The organism is Bacillus sp. N447-1, assembly GCF_022701035.1.
Taxonomy (GTDB): Bacteria; Bacillota; Bacilli; order Bacillales; family Bacillaceae_G; genus Bacillus_A; species Bacillus_A cereus.
In genome coordinates, this window is record NZ_CP065509.1 from 3,105,986 (window position 1) to 3,121,687 (window position 15,702).

Here is a 15,702-nt window from a genome sequence, read left to right on the forward strand (position 1 = left end):
CTGAGTAGTTATTTTAAAATAGAACGAGGAGCCTCTAGCAGTTGAAGCTAGAGGTTTTTCTATAGATCGTATAGGATGCCGTGTAAAAGTGGATCATACATGAGTCTATGAGAATAGAGGAGAAAATACTTAAACAAAGGATGCGGTCATATAGGACATACTATGTAAACATCAATATGTTTAGGGATTATTGACCATATTTTTATAAGGAGGAAATAGACGATGATGGGAAAGAAAATTTTAGTAGTTGATGATGAAAAGCCGATTGCAGATATTTTGAAGTTTAACCTAGAAAAAGAAGGTTTTGAAATAGTAATGGCGCATGATGGTGATGAAGCAATTGAAAAGGCTAATGAAGAGCAACCAGATATGGTTTTATTAGATATTATGCTACCAGGTAAAGATGGCTTAGAGGTTTGCCGTGAAATACGTAAAAGCTCAGAAATGCCGATTATTATGCTTACAGCAAAGGACTCTGAGATTGATAAAGTATTAGGGCTCGAGCTTGGGGCAGATGATTATGTAACGAAGCCATTTAGTACGAGGGAATTACTTGCTCGTGTGAAGGCGAATTTACGCCGCCATCAACAAGGTGGTGCTGCGGAAAAAGAAGAAAATACAGAAATGGTTATTGGACCAATTGTGATCAATCCAAATGCATATAGTGTAACGAAGCGCGAGGAAAATATCGAGCTTACACATCGTGAATTTGAGTTGCTACATTATTTAGCGAAACATTTAGGACAAGTTATGACACGCGAACATTTATTACAAACAGTTTGGGGTTATGACTATTTTGGAGATGTGCGCACAGTAGACGTTACAGTACGTCGTTTGCGTGAAAAAATTGAAGATAATCCAAGCCATCCTACTTTAATTGTAACTAGACGTGGAGTAGGGTATTACTTGCGTGACCCAGAGCAGGAATAGTATATGAAGAAAGTTGGTTTTTTTCAATCTATTCATTTAAAATTTGTGCTTATATATATGCTATTAATATTAATAGCGATGCAAGTTATTGGAGTATATTTCGTAAGGGAATTAGAGAAGAGCTTAGTACAAGGTTTTAGGGATTCTTTAACGCAGCAAACAAACTTATTATCATATAATTTGAAGCAAGAGTTTAAAAAAAGTTATACAAAAGCAGAAACAGAGTCAACAGATGAAACGATTAAAACTTCAATTCGAAAATTTGCCTCTGATCAGAAGAAAGTTATACAAGAGGTAAGTGTATTTGATTCGCACAGAAAGTTACTGGCTATTTCAGATGAATCAAAGCAGAATAAGGTGAATCGAACATCAACTGATATAGCTGTTCAGCGAGTGTTAGTACAAAAAAAGCCGGAAGTGAAAATTGAGAAGGATGGTAGTACAGGTCATCGTGTTCAAGTTATGCTTACTCCGATTCTAGATGATAACGGTAAGGATGCGCTTGGTGTTATTTACATTGTGGCATCTATGGAAGATGTATATAAACAAATGAAGGATATAAATCAAATTTTTGCTACGGGAACAGTAATTGCTTTATTAGTAACGGCCGTACTTGGGATTTTATTGGCTCAAACAATTACAAGACCAATTTCAGATATGCGGAGACAAGCAATCGAAATGGCAAAAGGAAATTATTCGAGAAAAGTAAAAGTGCATAGCCATGATGAAATTGGACAACTGGCATTATCCTTCAATAATTTATCAAAAAAATTACAACAAGCTCGTTCTTCTACAGAAAGTGAAAGGCGTAAATTATCATCTGTTTTATCACATATGACAGATGGAGTAATTGCTACTGACCGAAAAGGGGATATTATTTTACTAAATGATCCTGCGGAAAAGATGTTAAATGTTTCTCGTGAAACAGCACTCGATCAATCTGTTTTAGAGGTATTAGGGATACAGGAAGAATTTACGCTCGATCATTTATATGAAGAGCCAGATTCTGTTTTATTAGATTTTAGTACGAGAAACGAACCATATATTTTACGTGCTAGTTTCTCTGTTATTCAAAAAGAAACAGGGAAGGCAAACGGCTTAATTGCTGTACTATATGATGTAACAGAGCAGGAGCGTATAGAACGAGAACGCCGTGAGTTTGTGGCGAATGTCTCTCATGAATTAAGGACGCCATTAACGACGATGCGCAGCTATTTAGAGGCACTTACAGATGGAGCATGGCAGGATCCAAATATTGCACCACAATTTTTAACGGTTACACAAGAAGAAACAGAAAGAATGATTAGACTTGTAAATGCGTTGTTACAGCTATCTAAACTTGATAGTACAGAGCATCGTTTAATGAAAGAATGGGTCGACTTTACTGATTTCTTTAATAATATTATTGATCGCTTTGAAATGTCTAAAGAGCAAAATGTAAGTTTCAAACGATCTTTCTCTAAGAAATCTAGATTTATTGATATGGATACTGACAAAATTACTCAAGTGCTGTATAACATTATTTCTAACGCATTAAAGTATTCACCAGAAGGTGGAACAGTAACATATCGTTTACGTGATCGCGGTGATTTATTAGAAATTAGTGTAAGTGACCAAGGAATGGGTATTCCAAAAGAAAACGTTGATAAAATCTTTGAACGTTTTTATCGCGTAGATAAAGCTCGTTCAAGACAAATGGGTGGTACTGGGCTTGGATTAGCAATTGCAAAAGAAATGATTGAGGCACATGGTGGCTCTATTTGGGCGAAGAGTGAAGAAGGAAAAGGGACAACTATTTATTTCACGTTACCAATGGCAGCAGATGAAGAGGACGATTGGGAATGAGTATGGAAAACTTTAAAACAATAGTTTTAATTAACCTAGTTGTAATTAGCCTATTTCTTACTTTTAACCTATGGACGTATGTGCCAGATTCTACATCCATGCAAAACGCGAAATTTGTGCAGGGAAATGAAGGAATGAACCAAACTAAAATTTCCGATGTTGTCCGTCCTACTTCTATCATCGTGCATAAAGATAAAAATCATTATGGGAGCAGAAGAGAGGCAGATATAGAATCAATCTATAAGCCTCTGGAAGTAGGGGAACTACATGATTTTAAAGAGATATCAATCACTAAGGGTGATTTCCTTTCATATGTGCATGGTGAAGGGAAAGTTGAACTTGTTTTCCCTACCGATATCCCATTTGATGCAGTAAAATCCATGTTTAACATGAAAGAGAAGAGTACAGATAAGCCTAAACATTTTAATCGTATTCTCCTCGATCCTTCTCGAAGTAAGGATCAAGAAATTAAAATTAACTTTGTTTCTGATGGTGATAACTTTAAAATATACGAGGCAAAATTAAGTGGCGTGTATTTAAAAGATATTGTAAATGCCCAAAATCAATTTATAGTATCAGCAAAGCCTTATTTTGATTATCAACTTAATGATATGAAAAAGTTATTTTTACCAGATGGAACGACAGAGTTAAACAATATAACATATATTTCATCTAATTTAGCAGTTGATACGTTTAAGAATGCTCTGTTTAGTGATCCTCGTTATTTAAGTCCGATTACTGAGATGTCGAAAGAAACATTTACAGATGGTATTAGATCCATGGAAATTGAAAACGATCGTCACATGCTAAAGTATAAAAACTCTTCTGTCTTAACTGAGAAAACGATAGATAATTTAATGCTTTTACAAAAAAGCTTTGAATTCGTAAGTGGTCACAGTGGAAGTTTGGATTCATATCGTTTGGACTATATGAATAAAGGAGAGACAGTATTTCGTTTAAATGAAGATGGATATTCAGTATTCAATGAAGATGGATTAGCTGAATTGAGACAAATATGGGGATCAGAAGAAGTAATGGAATATGAAAGACCGTTGCTGTCTTTAAATACTAAAGGTATAGAACAGAAGGTTACTCTTCCGTCAGGGCATGTTGTAATAGCATCCCTAGAAAATAATCCAGAGATAAAGAAACAAGTAATTAAGGATATTGGTATTGGATACAAGTTATCACTAGATGGACAAGTAGTTCGATTACAACCAATTTGGTATGTAAAGCTTGTTGAAGATGAAACAGGTAAACAGAAAATCTATGAGTGGAGTGAGGGAGGACTAAATGGATTGGGATCGGATTAAAACCATATTTATTGTGACCTTTTTTGTTTTGGACCTCTTTCTCATTTTCCAATTCATTCAAAAGCAAGATAGTAATCAATTGGAGCTTATTGCAGAAACAAAGATAGATCAAGAATTAAAAGCAAACAAAATTACGATGGGAAATATCCCTAAAGAACCGAAAAAAGAGTCATTTATTAGAGCAGAAAATAAAGCTTTTAAAGAAGAAGATATACAGTCTTTGAAAAATCAAACGGTGCATATACAAAATATGTACAAGATAGAAAGTAAGCTAAAAGAGCCTTTTTTAAATACGAAATCATTATCAAAAGATAAGTATAATGAATTTTTGAAGAACTATGTATTGGATGGACAAAAGTATGAATTTGGAGCGGTGAAAGACTCTAAAATTTATTTCTTCCAAAAATATAAAGATAAGCCTATTTTCTATAATAATCAGGCGATGATTGTTGTGGAATTAAATGAAAAAAATGAACTTGTTTCATATACGCAGACAATGCTAACTGATTTAAAAGAAATGGGCGAAGGTGAAAAAACGAAAGAGCAAGAAATTATTACGGCTCAAACAGCTTTAGAAAATTTGTATTTAAAAAATAAAATTCATGGAAATACGCATGTTAAAGAAGCGCAAATTGGTTATGCCACTCTTACCGCATCTACTTCTAATAACCAAGTACTGGCTCCAACGTGGAATTTGAAAACGGAGCAGAAGCAGGACTTCTTTGTGAATGCAATTGAAGGACAAGTTATGGAATTAGGAGAAAAGGAAAATCAAGTGGTTGATGAACATACTGGAGTGAGAAAGAATGGGGTTGCATTTTAGCGTACTTGCAAGTGGAAGTACAGGAAATATGCTATACGTAGGAACCGATGAAAAAAAATTACTAGTCGACGCAGGTTTAAGTGGTAAAGCAACAGAGGCTTTATTTAAACAAGCAGAACTGAATATAAATGATGTATCAGGTATTCTTGTAACGCATGAGCATAGTGATCATATTAAAGGTTTAGGTGTACTGGCACGTAAATATGATTTACCTGTTTATGCGAATGAGAAAACATGGAATGCAATGGAACATTTAATAGGAAATATCCCAACTGAACAAAAGTTTATTTTCTCAGTTGGTGATGTGAAAACCTTTGGTGATATTGAAGTCGAGTCATTTGGAGTTTCTCATGATGCGGCAGAACCGATGTTTTATGCTTTCCATAACAATAATAGGAAGTTAGCGCTTATTACAGATACGGGATACGTAAGTGACCGTATGAAAGGCGTTATTAAGGGAGCTAATGCTTTCGTATTTGAAAGTAATCATGATGTAGAAATGCTTCGTATGGGACGTTATCCATGGAGCATTAAACGACGTATTTTAAGTGACGTTGGGCATGTTTGTAATGAGGATGCTGCATTAGCGATGGCAGATGTAATTACAGATGAGACAAAGCATATTTATTTAGCCCATTTAAGCTTAGATAATAACATGAAAGAACTAGCGCGTATGTCAGTATCACAAGTACTAGAGGAAAAAGGATTTGGAGTGGGTGAATCCTTTGAAATTCACGATACAGATCCAAAAATGCCTACAAAAATTCAATACGTATAATTCTTCATTTTAGTAAACAATAAAGGTGAATATAGTTGTTTTCAGGAAGATAGGTGAACAAATATGTCCTTTATTGATGAAGAAAATTATCGTATGAAACGTGCAGGAAAAAAGAAGCACAAAGGTATAGTTCTTTCTAGTATAGCGGGAACAATTGTAGGAGCTTCTTTATTCGCGTTTGGAGCGCCTTTATTTTCAAATTCTGCTGATACGCTTCCGCAAGCTGAAGCAAGCGGAAGTAATATGGCCGAAACTCAAGGGATTAAACAGATTAGCTTTGTAGATGCTGTTGATCGTGCATCTGAAGCTGTTGTGGGTGTTATTAACATTCAACGAGATAACTTTTCAGAGGCAGATTCAGAGGCCGGTACAGGATCAGGAGTAATTTATAAAAAGACAGATGGTCAAGCTTATATTGTAACGAATAATCATGTTGTAGCTGGAGCGAATCGTATTGAAGTAAGTCTAAGTGACGGTAAGAAGGTTCCTGGAAAAGTATTAGGAACCGATGTAGTCACAGACTTAGCTGTATTAGAAATAGATGCAAAGCATGTGAAAAAAATAATTGAAATTGGCGATTCTAATACTGTTCGCAGAGGAGAGCCAGTTATTGCGATTGGAAACCCGCTTGGACTGCAATTTTCTGGAACAGTTACACAAGGCATTATTTCAGCTAATGAACGTATTGTCCCTGTAGATTTAGATCAAGATGGACATTATGATTGGCAAGTAGAAGTGTTACAAACAGATGCAGCGATTAATCCGGGGAATAGTGGCGGTGCGCTTGTAAATGCAGCAGGACAATTAATTGGTATTAATTCAATGAAAATTGCTGCAAAAGAAGTAGAAGGAATCGGCCTTGCTATTCCGGTGACTAGAGCTGTTCCGATTATGAATGAACTTGAGAAGTATGGAAAAGTAAGAAGACCATATGTTGGGATTGAACTTAGGTCATTAAATGAAATTCCAAACTATTATTGGTCAAAAACATTACATTTACCAGGTACTGTAACAGAGGGAGTTTGTATTTTGGATGTGAAAAGTCCTTCGCCAGGTGCGGATGCTGGTTTAAGAGAACATGATGTTATTGTGGCGGTAGATGGAAAACCGATTCGCGATATTATTGGATTCCGTACGGCCTTATATGATAAGGAAATTAATGATAAAATGACTCTTACGTTTTATCGTGGCACAAAAAGAGTAACAACAACAGTGAAATTAGGCATTCAAAAGTATTAAAAACAGGAGGGCCTACCTCCTGTTTTCTATTGTAGAAAAGTGAGGTGAAGAAAATGAATTTACCTTGTTGTTTAGAGCATGTTGAATTAGCGTTAGATATTATTGTGGATGAGTGTGAAGTTGCGCCAGTTATCAACAATGTGGATAACTCGGAAAAAGAGAAAAAAACATGTGAATTTTGTCAAAATGAGGCGACATATGTTGTATCGAACACAGATTCTCACACAATATGTGGGTAGTATTTGTGGATATGTGGATAAGTTTTGTGGATAACATGTTTGTAAGGTGGAGGATACGTGTGAATATCTCGATTATTTCAATTGGGAAATTAAAAGAAAAATATTTGAAACAAGGTATAGCAGAATACTTAAAACGATTATCTGCATACGCAAAAGTAGAAGTAATTGAATTGCCTGATGAAAAGGCGCCAGAAAATTTAAGTGAAGCAGAAATGTTAATTGTAAAGGAAAAAGAAGGTATACGTATACTGGATAAAATTTCTGATGACACACATGTGATTGCATTAGCTATAGAAGGAAAGCAAAAGTCATCAGAAGAATTCGCGATAAGTCTAGATCGCCTTGCTACATACGGAAAGAGTAAAGTCGCATTTGTAATTGGTGGATCACTTGGACTAAGCTCAGAAGTGATGAAGCGTTCAAATGAATCACTTTCTTTTTCAAAGATGACATTACCACACCAATTAATGCGATTAGTGTTGCTTGAGCAAGTGTATAGAGCGTTTCGGATTAATCGTGGGGAACCGTATCATAAGTAATGTATTCTATATAAAACACTGATATTATCATATTTATTTTATTATGCCTATAACTGGAGGCTATGTGAATGGTAAGTGATCAGACGAGATATTCTAGGCTCGCGAATATAACAAAAATAATAAATACGAAATTAGAACTACGTGACGTATTGCAGCGTGTGACAATGGCGATATCAGAGGAGATTGTTAGGTGCGACGCTGTTGGAATTTATTTACCCCAGGAAGATGGAACATTTAGAGGGTTTGCAGGAAAACCAGAGACTATAAATGGTGTAACGCTCGATACTCAAGTAATTGATCCTGAAATAGACTTACTGGCAAAAGAAGTTATTGAAACGAAAAGAACCATCTATATTCCTGATACCTCAAAGGATCATCGACCAGATCCGAGACCGGTTAATGCATTCAAAATTAAGTCCTTATTAGCTCTGCCTATCTCATTTGGGCAAGAGTTATTTGGTCTGGTTTTTTTATTTGATTATGGAATTCCGATGAACTTAACAGATTCAGAAATTCAAAGTGTTGAAGCTTATGTAAATATGGCTGCGGTTGCAATTCAAAACGCAAATAATTTAAAACAAAAGGAAAACCTTATTGCTGAGAAACAACTGTTACTAAATGTTACACGTGATTTATCGATGTGTTCCTCGATACAGGAGAGTTTTGATAAATGCTTTTTTTACCTAGAACAGATTTTAGAGAGTAAAAATATGACTGCTCATCTTCTAGATCCGCTAGACAAAACAACAATTAAAACAACGAAATTAAGTAAGGACTGTCATTGGACAGAAGCGGATTGGACAGAGAAAAGCTATGAAGCCAAGATCCAAGAGGTTATTCAAACAAAAAATATAGATAGTAAGGGTCTATTGATGATTCCATTGGTTTCAATGGGAGAAGTATTAGGGGTAATCATCGTTGGCAAAGAAGGAAAAGCTCACAATTATGATGATTCCCAACTTCAACTAGCAAAATCTATCGTTGATGCCACAGCCCCTACGTTTTCGAATTTGTTGTATATGGATCAACTAGAGAGCATAGTGGAAGAGCGAACGAGAGAGCTAGCTGCTGCTAATGAAAAAGTTACAAGTGTGATTGAATGTATTACGGATGGATTTTTTATTTTAAATAATAAATGGGAATTTACGTACGTAAATAAGCACCAATATTTTCCGAAAAGAAAAACAGCAAAAGATGTATTAGGAAAGAATATATGGAATGTTTTCCCGAGTGAAATTGAAACAGTTATGTATAAGGAATTTCATCGTGCGATGTCAGAGCGAACTACAGTTCATTTCGAATTTCTTTCTACTGCAGATGAATATTGGCACGAAGTTATTGCATACCCATATGATGATGGTATTTGTTGTATTTTTAAAAACATAACGGAAAAAAAGAAATATGAACAGGAATTGAAAAGATTATCTAATATAGATTTAATAGGGCAAATGGCAGCAGGTATCAGCCATGAAATTAGAAATCCAATGACAACAGTACTGGGATTTTTACAGTTATTAAAAGAAGAGAATACCTATGAGAAACATAATAAGTACTTTCATTTAATGATTGAAGAACTTAACCGTGCCAATTCTATTATTACTGAATTTCTCTCAATGGGTAATACAAGGAAATTGGATTTGCAGATGTTAGATTTAAATTCAATTATCCGCGATATTATTCCTTTAATAAAGATTGATACGTACAATCAAAATAAATATATTCAAGTCGATACAAATGACATTCCAGAATTACTTTTAAATCGTAATGAGATACGGCAATTATTAATGAATCTATATCGTAATGGCTTAGAAGCGATGAATACAGGGAAAGTTCTAACCATTAGCACTTACAAGGAAGGTCAAAATTGTGTGGTGCTTGCAGTGCGGGATCAAGGAAAAGGTATCAGGCCTGAAGTATTAGAGAAACTGGGTACGCCGTTTTACACGACCAAAGATAATGGAACTGGATTGGGGTTAGGTGTATGTTATGCCATTGCTGCCCGCCATAATGCAAAAATAGAAATTCAAACAGGATCGGAAGGCACTACCTTTTTTGTTAAATTTAATTATGAAAATAATAAAAAATAACCTTATTTAGAATAGTTACGATGAGCCGTATCATAAATAAATTTATTCTTTGTATATAAAAGGATAAAAAGACCATTGGACAAAAATTACCGATGGTCTTTTAAATATTATTAGATGGTGTGTAGATTTCCTAAAATAAGTATGTTTCTATTTCCATAAAAATATGCTGTAATATGAAGAGGAAAAAGTATAAGTAGTTAGAGAAGTGAGGAATTAAAGGTGAAGAAGTTTAAGAAGTTTTACTTGGAGATTACGAGTGTATGTAATCTTGCGTGTAGCTTTTGTCCGCCGACGGAAAGGCAGAAGCAATTCATTTCTGTGGAGGATTTTGCTAAAAGATTAGACCAAATTAAACCTCACACAGACTACATTTATTTGCACGTGAAGGGTGAGCCGTTGCTCCATCCGAAAATAGATCAACTATTAGACTTAAGTCATGAAAAAGGATTTAAAGTTAATATTACAACGAACGGAACGTTAATTAATAAGAGAAGACATAGGCTGTTAAATAAGCCTGCGTTAAGACAAATGAATTTTTCACTGCATAGTTTTGATGGACATCCAGGTTCGCAAGATAAAGAGGGCTATGTAAGGAGTATACTTTCCTTCATTAGGGAAGCGACAAGTCAATCAGATTTAATTGTATCGTTAAGGTTATGGAATTTAACTCAGGATAATAAAACAAATGCTGAAATCCAGAAAAATAGAGAGTTATTATCTATAATTGAAAATGAATTTGATCTAGCTTATCAAATTGAAGAGAAGCTTACACCAGGAAAAGGTATAAAAATTGCAGAACGTGTCTTTATTAATCAAGACTATGAATTCCAGTGGCCAGCATTACATGAGGAAGAGGATGATGGGAAAGGATTCTGTCATGGACTTCGTAATCAAGCGGGTATTTTAGCGAATGGAACAGTTATTCCTTGTTGTTTAGATGGTGAAGGGATTATTAACCTTGGGAATATTAATAATGATTCATTTTCTAACATTATTGAAGGTGAAAGGGCAACAAACATTGTCGATGGATTTTCGAAAAGAGTTGCGGTTGAAGAACTTTGCAGGAAATGTGGATATCGCAAACGTTTTGGGAAGTAAATATGAAATAAGCCCTCATTAAAGCGAGGGCTTATTTTTTTATTCTTGATAAGAATGCTCTAATTCATCAATTAATGAACCAACGTAAGAAACAGCTTTACGGATTGCATCTGGTTTTGACATATCTACTCCGGCATGTTTCATTGTACCACCAGCGATCAATAGCAGGTTGTACTTCCTCTTTAATCATTTGAGCTACTGCAGTGGATGCAGTGTGTGCTGCCTTTTTTGTAGTATTTCTAGTAACGATTTACGGAAAGGTTCAAGTTTTGCTTCTTCAGTTAAATATTTTTCAATTGTTCCTTCGCCGAATATGAGGATTTCATTATGAATAAAGGATAGTGCAGTATGTACTTTCGTCCATAAAGCAGAAATTTTGGAAGAGTTCGCTTGAATACTTGGATTTGTACGATCAGTAGATTCTTTTAAATTTGCATATGAGTATAGTTTTGTTAACGTCATTAAAAGCTCTTCTTCTAAAAGTAGGCAATTTAATAAAGTGTGGGAGCTAGTATGTAAATGCCCTTTAAATGAATCAAGTTTCTGTATATCATTTTCCAATGCGTTTAATGCAGCATGCCATTCGGCATCAGAATTATACAAATCGGATAAATCCCATGTTAGTTCAGCAGGTACCTCTGCGCGATTAAGGCGATTTTCCATTACATTTTTCAAGTCGTATCTCCTCCTTATTAAGACTATCTAAACACATAATACTAGAAAATTTATTTAATTAAAATATTTTACATTTTTATATACAAAAAAGAAGGACAAGCATGAAAATGCTTGTCCTTCGAGTTAATTTAAGAATTAATATACTTTGTCACCATTGAAAATCGAGTTTTTCACGACAACATAATCTACAGTACGAATAGCGTCTAATTTTGTTCCGCCAGCGTAAGAGATAGAAGATTGAAGATCTTGTTCCATTTCGATTAACGTATCTTCTAAAGAACCTTTATGCTCAACGAACATTTTCTTACCTTCAACGTTTTTCTTCTCACCCTTTTGGAATTCAGAAGCAGAACCGAAGTATTCTTTATAAAGTTTGCCATCTCTTTCAATTGTTTCCCCTGGAGACTCTTCGTGACCAGCGAATAGAGAACCGATCATGACCATAGTTGCCCCAAATCGAATAGATTTAGCTACGTCGCCGTGTGTACGAATACCACCATCAGCGATAATTGGCTTACTTGCAGCTTTTGCACACCAGCGAAGTGCAGCTAGCTGCCAACCACCAGTTCCGAAGCCTGTTTTAATTTTAGTAATACAAACTTTACCAGGTCCAATACCAACTTTTGTTGCATCGGCACCAGCATTTTCTAATTCTCTTACCGCTTCTGGAGTTCCAACGTTTCCAGCGATAACGAAGCTCTCTGGTAAATGTTTTTTAATATGTTGAATCATGTTGATCACAGCATTAGAATGACCGTGTGCGATATCAATCGTGATATATTCAGGTGTAAGTTGCTCAGCAGCTAATTGTTGTACGAATTCATATTCGTCCTCTTTTACACCAACGCTGATAGAAGCGATTAATCCACGTGATTGCATATCTCTAATGAATGAGATTCGTTTCTCTGGTTGGAAACGATGCATGATATAAAAGTAGTTGTTCTCAGCTAAATAAGTTGCAATTCTTTCATCAATAATCGTTTGCATATTTGCAGGCACGACAGGTAATTTAAATTTATGTTTTCCTAAAGTGACAGTTGTATCACATTCAGAGCGGCTATTTACAATACATTTTGCAGGAATTAATTGAATATCTTCATAGTCGAATACGTTTTCCATCATTTACACCCCTAAAATACGAATATTTTATTTTTATTAATTAAAAATGTTCGTCCATAGGATAATTTACATTATTTTTATTAAGAAGTCAAAGGTTTAATTATTAATTTGGAATTTAAATTTTATTTAATGTTTTTTGTATTTAAATGTCTATAATGTATTTTAATGTTTATTGGTTTACTGTAGAATTATATTTGGAAAATAGTAGATAGATATATTAATTATGGGAGAGGTTTTATGGGACGTTTAGTTTATATGGATTGGCTACGCGTATTAGCAACAATTGCGGTCGTTACAATTCACGTTTCTGCTGGTTATGTTTCTATGTTAGATGCAAGTAACGTATCGCGTTGGATGGCTGGTAATTTTTATGATTCATTTTCACGTGCTAGTGTTCCGATATTTGTAATGATTAGCGGAGCTTTATTGTTAAGGGGAGCAAAAGATAGTTCTATTGGGGAATTTTTAAAGAAACGTGCAAGTAAAGTAATCATACCTTTTATAGGTTGGAGTGCTATATTTTACATCTATGGAGCTTGCGTAGGATATTTTCCGGCTTCTTTAAAACAGGGGGTAAAGTATTTTTTAACAAATAGTATTGGTTTACATCTATGGTTCTTATACATGATTGTAGGAATATACCTAATCGCCCCTTTACTGAAAGTATTCGTGAAAAATGCTAAAAAGAGAGAGATAGAATATTTTTAATTTTATGGTTATATGCATCTGTTATAGTCAAACTAGTAAATTATTATTATCCTATCAACTTTAATATCGAACTATTTTATGTGACAAACTATGTAGGATATTTTCTACTAGGTTATTACTTATCTAATTATGATATTGCAAAAAAATGGAGAAACCTATCTTATATTGGGGGAATTTTAGGGTTTATTGGTACGTTCTTTATTACATACTATTATACAGTCAAAGCTAATGGGCAATTGGACCAATATTGGTATGAATATTTTGCGCCAGGTGTTGTACTTATGGCAATTGGATTATTTGTCTTTTTTAAATACACTTTCCAAAATTCGGAAAGACAATTACCATTTTTATTACGTGGTATAAACCAAGCAAGTCTTGGAATTTATATTCTTCACTTTTTCTTATTAAATAACTATCTATACATAGTTATTCCAAAGGTAGATGCCCATGTACATGCAATACTGGCAATACCTATAAATGTAATGATTACACTTTTTCTGAGTATGATAATAACTTTAGTATTGCAACGAATACCATTTGTAAAAGGTTAGTTCCGTAAATATATTTTATCTAAAAAATATATTTTTCATTATGTAGGTAGGCAGGCTTATTATTAAGACTGCCCTTTTCTATGTTGTTTTAAAAATAATATAAAAAGAGTTATATTTAGGTTAAGATGATATTTCAACGAATTGCAAATATTAGTTTGATATATCATCTTAGTATAATTAAGTGTAGGAGAATAAAAAATATAATTATTAAATAAAGAATAAAATGAGGTTAGTACATGAGTAAAAGAAGCTTTGCTGAGTATACATTAAGTAAAGAAATTATAAGAGCACTTAATGGTTTAGGTTATAATCATCCAACAGAAGTACAAGGTGAGGTTATTCCAGTCGCATTACAAAAGAAGGATCTTGTTGTGAAGTCCCAGACTGGAAGTGGAAAAACAGCTTCATTTGGTATTCCACTTTGTGAAATGGTGGAGTGGGAAGAGAATAAACCACAAGCATTAGTTTTAACACCAACGAGAGAGCTTGCGGTACAGGTAAAAGAAGATATTACAAATATAGGTCGATTCAAAAGGATTAAGGCTGCGGCAGTTTATGGGAAATCTCCATTTGCACGTCAAAAATTAGAATTAAAGCAAAAGACACATATTGTAGTTGGGACTCCTGGTCGTGTGTTGGATCATATTGAGAAGGGTACCCTTTCTTTAGAGTGTTTGAAGTATTTAGTTATTGATGAAGCAGATGAGATGCTAAATATGGGCTTTATCGATCAAGTAGAGGCAATTATTGATGAATTACCTACAAAAAGAATGACGATGTTATTTTCAGCAACACTTCCAGAAGATGTTGAGAAATTGTCTCGTACATATATGAATTCACCAATTCATATTGAAATTAAAGCAGCTGGGATTACGACGGATAAAATTGAACATACTCTTTTTGAGGTGATAGAAGACGAGAAGCTTTCACTACTTAAAGATGTAACAACGATTGAGAATCCTGATAGCTGTATTATTTTCTGCCGTACACAAGAAAATGTAGATCATGTATATAGACAATTAAAACGAGCTAACTATCCTTGTGACAAAATACATGGTGGTATGGTACAAGAAGATCGTTTTGAAGTCATGGATGATTTTAGAAAAGGAAAATTCCGTTATTTAGTAGCAACAGATGTAGCTGCGAGAGGAATTGATATTGATAATATTACACATGTTATTAATTATGATATTCCACTTGAAAAAGAAAGCTACGTACATCGTACTGGAAGAACAGGACGAGCTGGAAATAGTGGAAAAGCTATTACATTTATAACACCATATGAAAATAGATTTTTAGAAGAGATTGAGGAGTATATTGGATTTGAAATTCCAAAGGCAATTGGACCTTCAAAAGAAGAAGTTATGAAAGAGAAAGCTGCATTTGAAGAAAAGATACATGCTAAACCAATTATAAAGAAAGATAAAAATGCAGACATCAACAAAGGCATTATGAAGCTGTACTTTAATGGCGGGAAGAAAAAGAAAATTAGGGCGGTAGATTTCGTCGGTACAATTGCTAAAATTAAAGGTGTTACAGCAGAAGATATAGGTATTATTACGATACAAGATAATGTTTCTTATGTTGAAATATTAAATGGAAAAGGCCCACTCGTCTTGAAAGTCATGAAGACTACAACGATTAAAGGGAAACAACTAAAAGTTCATGAAGCAATTAAGTAAATAAAAAACTATCCACTTTAATAGGTGGATAGTTTTTTATTTATGATTCTTTTAAATCATCCACTAGTTGCTCCGC

13 protein-coding genes and 2 pseudogenes are annotated in these 15,702 nt (G+C 34.3%); 12 read left to right on the forward strand and 3 right to left on the reverse strand.

What is annotated here, in order from left to right; translation table 11 throughout:
* The first annotated feature begins 222 nt into the window (after positions 1 to 222).
* From walR to IQ781_RS15805, 10 genes are all read left to right on the forward strand, one after another.
* Entirely contained in the window at positions 223 to 930 is a 708-nt protein-coding gene (gene walR / locus IQ781_RS15760; protein ID WP_000971865.1) for a cell wall metabolism DNA-binding response regulator WalR, read from the forward strand.
* A 3-nt stretch (positions 931 to 933) separates the two neighbouring features.
* Positions 934 to 2,775 (forward strand): cell wall metabolism sensor histidine kinase WalK, encoded by a 1,842-nt coding sequence (gene walK / locus IQ781_RS15765; RefSeq protein WP_000755367.1) that lies wholly within the window; start codon positions 934 to 936, stop codon positions 2,773 to 2,775.
* Positions 2,772 to 4,088 (forward strand): YycH family regulatory protein, encoded by a 1,317-nt coding sequence (locus IQ781_RS15770; RefSeq protein WP_000061560.1) that lies wholly within the window; start codon positions 2,772 to 2,774, stop codon positions 4,086 to 4,088. Before walK ends, IQ781_RS15770 begins: the two co-directional genes overlap by 4 nt.
* Complete coding sequence (locus tag IQ781_RS15775) at positions 4,069 to 4,911, forward strand: two-component system regulatory protein YycI (protein WP_000383740.1); 843 nt, start codon at positions 4,069 to 4,071, stop codon at positions 4,909 to 4,911. Before IQ781_RS15770 ends, IQ781_RS15775 begins: the two co-directional genes overlap by 20 nt.
* Positions 4,895 to 5,689, forward strand: a complete 795-nt coding sequence (locus IQ781_RS15780) for an MBL fold metallo-hydrolase (RefSeq protein WP_000522837.1) — start codon at positions 4,895 to 4,897, stop codon at positions 5,687 to 5,689. Before IQ781_RS15775 ends, IQ781_RS15780 begins: the two co-directional genes overlap by 17 nt.
* A 63-nt stretch (positions 5,690 to 5,752) precedes the next feature.
* Positions 5,753 to 6,928, forward strand: a complete 1,176-nt coding sequence (locus IQ781_RS15785) for a S1C family serine protease (protein WP_000008033.1) — start codon at positions 5,753 to 5,755, stop codon at positions 6,926 to 6,928.
* 53 nt (positions 6,929 to 6,981) lie between these two features.
* Positions 6,982 to 7,167, forward strand: coding sequence for a CxxH/CxxC protein (locus IQ781_RS15790; protein WP_001052827.1), 186 nt, complete (start codon positions 6,982 to 6,984; stop codon positions 7,165 to 7,167).
* Positions 7,168 to 7,226: 59 nt separating this feature from the next.
* Positions 7,227 to 7,706 (forward strand): 23S rRNA (pseudouridine(1915)-N(3))-methyltransferase RlmH, encoded by a 480-nt coding sequence (gene rlmH, locus IQ781_RS15795; RefSeq protein WP_001027000.1) that lies wholly within the window; start codon positions 7,227 to 7,229, stop codon positions 7,704 to 7,706.
* A 68-nt stretch (positions 7,707 to 7,774) separates the two neighbouring features.
* Entirely contained in the window at positions 7,775 to 9,793 is a 2,019-nt protein-coding gene (locus tag IQ781_RS15800) for a GAF domain-containing sensor histidine kinase (RefSeq protein ID WP_047792071.1), read from the forward strand.
* A gap of 219 nt (positions 9,794 to 10,012) precedes the next feature.
* A complete protein-coding gene (locus IQ781_RS15805) occupies positions 10,013 to 10,891 on the forward strand; it encodes a radical SAM/SPASM domain-containing protein (RefSeq protein ID WP_000713630.1) in 879 nt (292 codons plus the stop codon).
* Positions 10,892 to 10,930: 39 nt separating this feature from the next.
* On the opposite strand, the gene IQ781_RS15810 is transcribed toward IQ781_RS15805, so the two are convergent.
* The 3 genes and pseudogenes from IQ781_RS15810 to guaC form a co-directional block, all read right to left on the reverse strand.
* Positions 10,931 to 11,035, reverse strand: coding sequence for an oligoendopeptidase F (locus IQ781_RS15810; protein ID WP_050252267.1), 105 nt, complete (start codon positions 11,033 to 11,035; stop codon positions 10,931 to 10,933).
* A gap of 60 nt (positions 11,036 to 11,095) precedes the next feature.
* Positions 11,096 to 11,566 (reverse strand): annotated as a pseudogene (locus IQ781_RS15815) (oligoendopeptidase F); the annotation flags it as partial.
* Positions 11,567 to 11,701: 135 nt separating this feature from the next.
* Positions 11,702 to 12,685 (reverse strand): GMP reductase, encoded by a 984-nt coding sequence (gene guaC, locus IQ781_RS15820; protein WP_000432447.1) that lies wholly within the window; start codon positions 12,683 to 12,685, stop codon positions 11,702 to 11,704.
* 237 nt (positions 12,686 to 12,922) lie between these two features.
* Between guaC and IQ781_RS15825 the strand changes: the two are divergent.
* A pseudogene (locus tag IQ781_RS15825) lies at positions 12,923 to 13,944 on the forward strand (acyltransferase).
* A 236-nt stretch (positions 13,945 to 14,180) separates the two neighbouring features.
* Positions 14,181 to 15,626: a DEAD/DEAH box helicase gene (locus IQ781_RS15830; RefSeq protein ID WP_000044733.1), complete on the forward strand. Its 1,446-nt coding sequence runs from the start codon at positions 14,181 to 14,183 to the stop codon at positions 15,624 to 15,626.
* Positions 15,627 to 15,702: the final 76 nt, after the last annotated feature.

Bases quoted from the DNA above. Each gene is read 5' to 3' on its own strand.
- walR (WP_000971865.1), top strand. From the start codon at position 223: ATGATGGGAAAGAAAATTTTAGTAGTTGATGATGAAAAGCCGATTGCA.
- walK (WP_000755367.1), top strand. From the start codon at position 934: ATGAAGAAAGTTGGTTTTTTTCAATCTATTCATTTAAAATTTGTGCTT.
- IQ781_RS15770 (WP_000061560.1), top strand. From the start codon at position 2,772: ATGAGTATGGAAAACTTTAAAACAATAGTTTTAATTAACCTAGTTGTA.
- IQ781_RS15775 (WP_000383740.1), top strand. From the start codon at position 4,069: ATGGATTGGGATCGGATTAAAACCATATTTATTGTGACCTTTTTTGTT.
- IQ781_RS15780 (WP_000522837.1), top strand. From the start codon at position 4,895: ATGGGGTTGCATTTTAGCGTACTTGCAAGTGGAAGTACAGGAAATATG.
- IQ781_RS15785 (WP_000008033.1), top strand. From the start codon at position 5,753: ATGTCCTTTATTGATGAAGAAAATTATCGTATGAAACGTGCAGGAAAA.
- IQ781_RS15790 (WP_001052827.1), top strand. From the start codon at position 6,982: ATGAATTTACCTTGTTGTTTAGAGCATGTTGAATTAGCGTTAGATATT.
- IQ781_RS15800 (WP_047792071.1), top strand. From the start codon at position 7,775: ATGGTAAGTGATCAGACGAGATATTCTAGGCTCGCGAATATAACAAAA.
- IQ781_RS15810 (WP_050252267.1), bottom strand. From the start codon at position 11,035: ATGAAACATGCCGGAGTAGATATGTCAAAACCAGATGCAATCCGTAAA.
- guaC (WP_000432447.1), bottom strand. From the start codon at position 12,685: ATGGAAAACGTATTCGACTATGAAGATATTCAATTAATTCCTGCAAAA.
- IQ781_RS15830 (WP_000044733.1), top strand. From the start codon at position 14,181: ATGAGTAAAAGAAGCTTTGCTGAGTATACATTAAGTAAAGAAATTATA.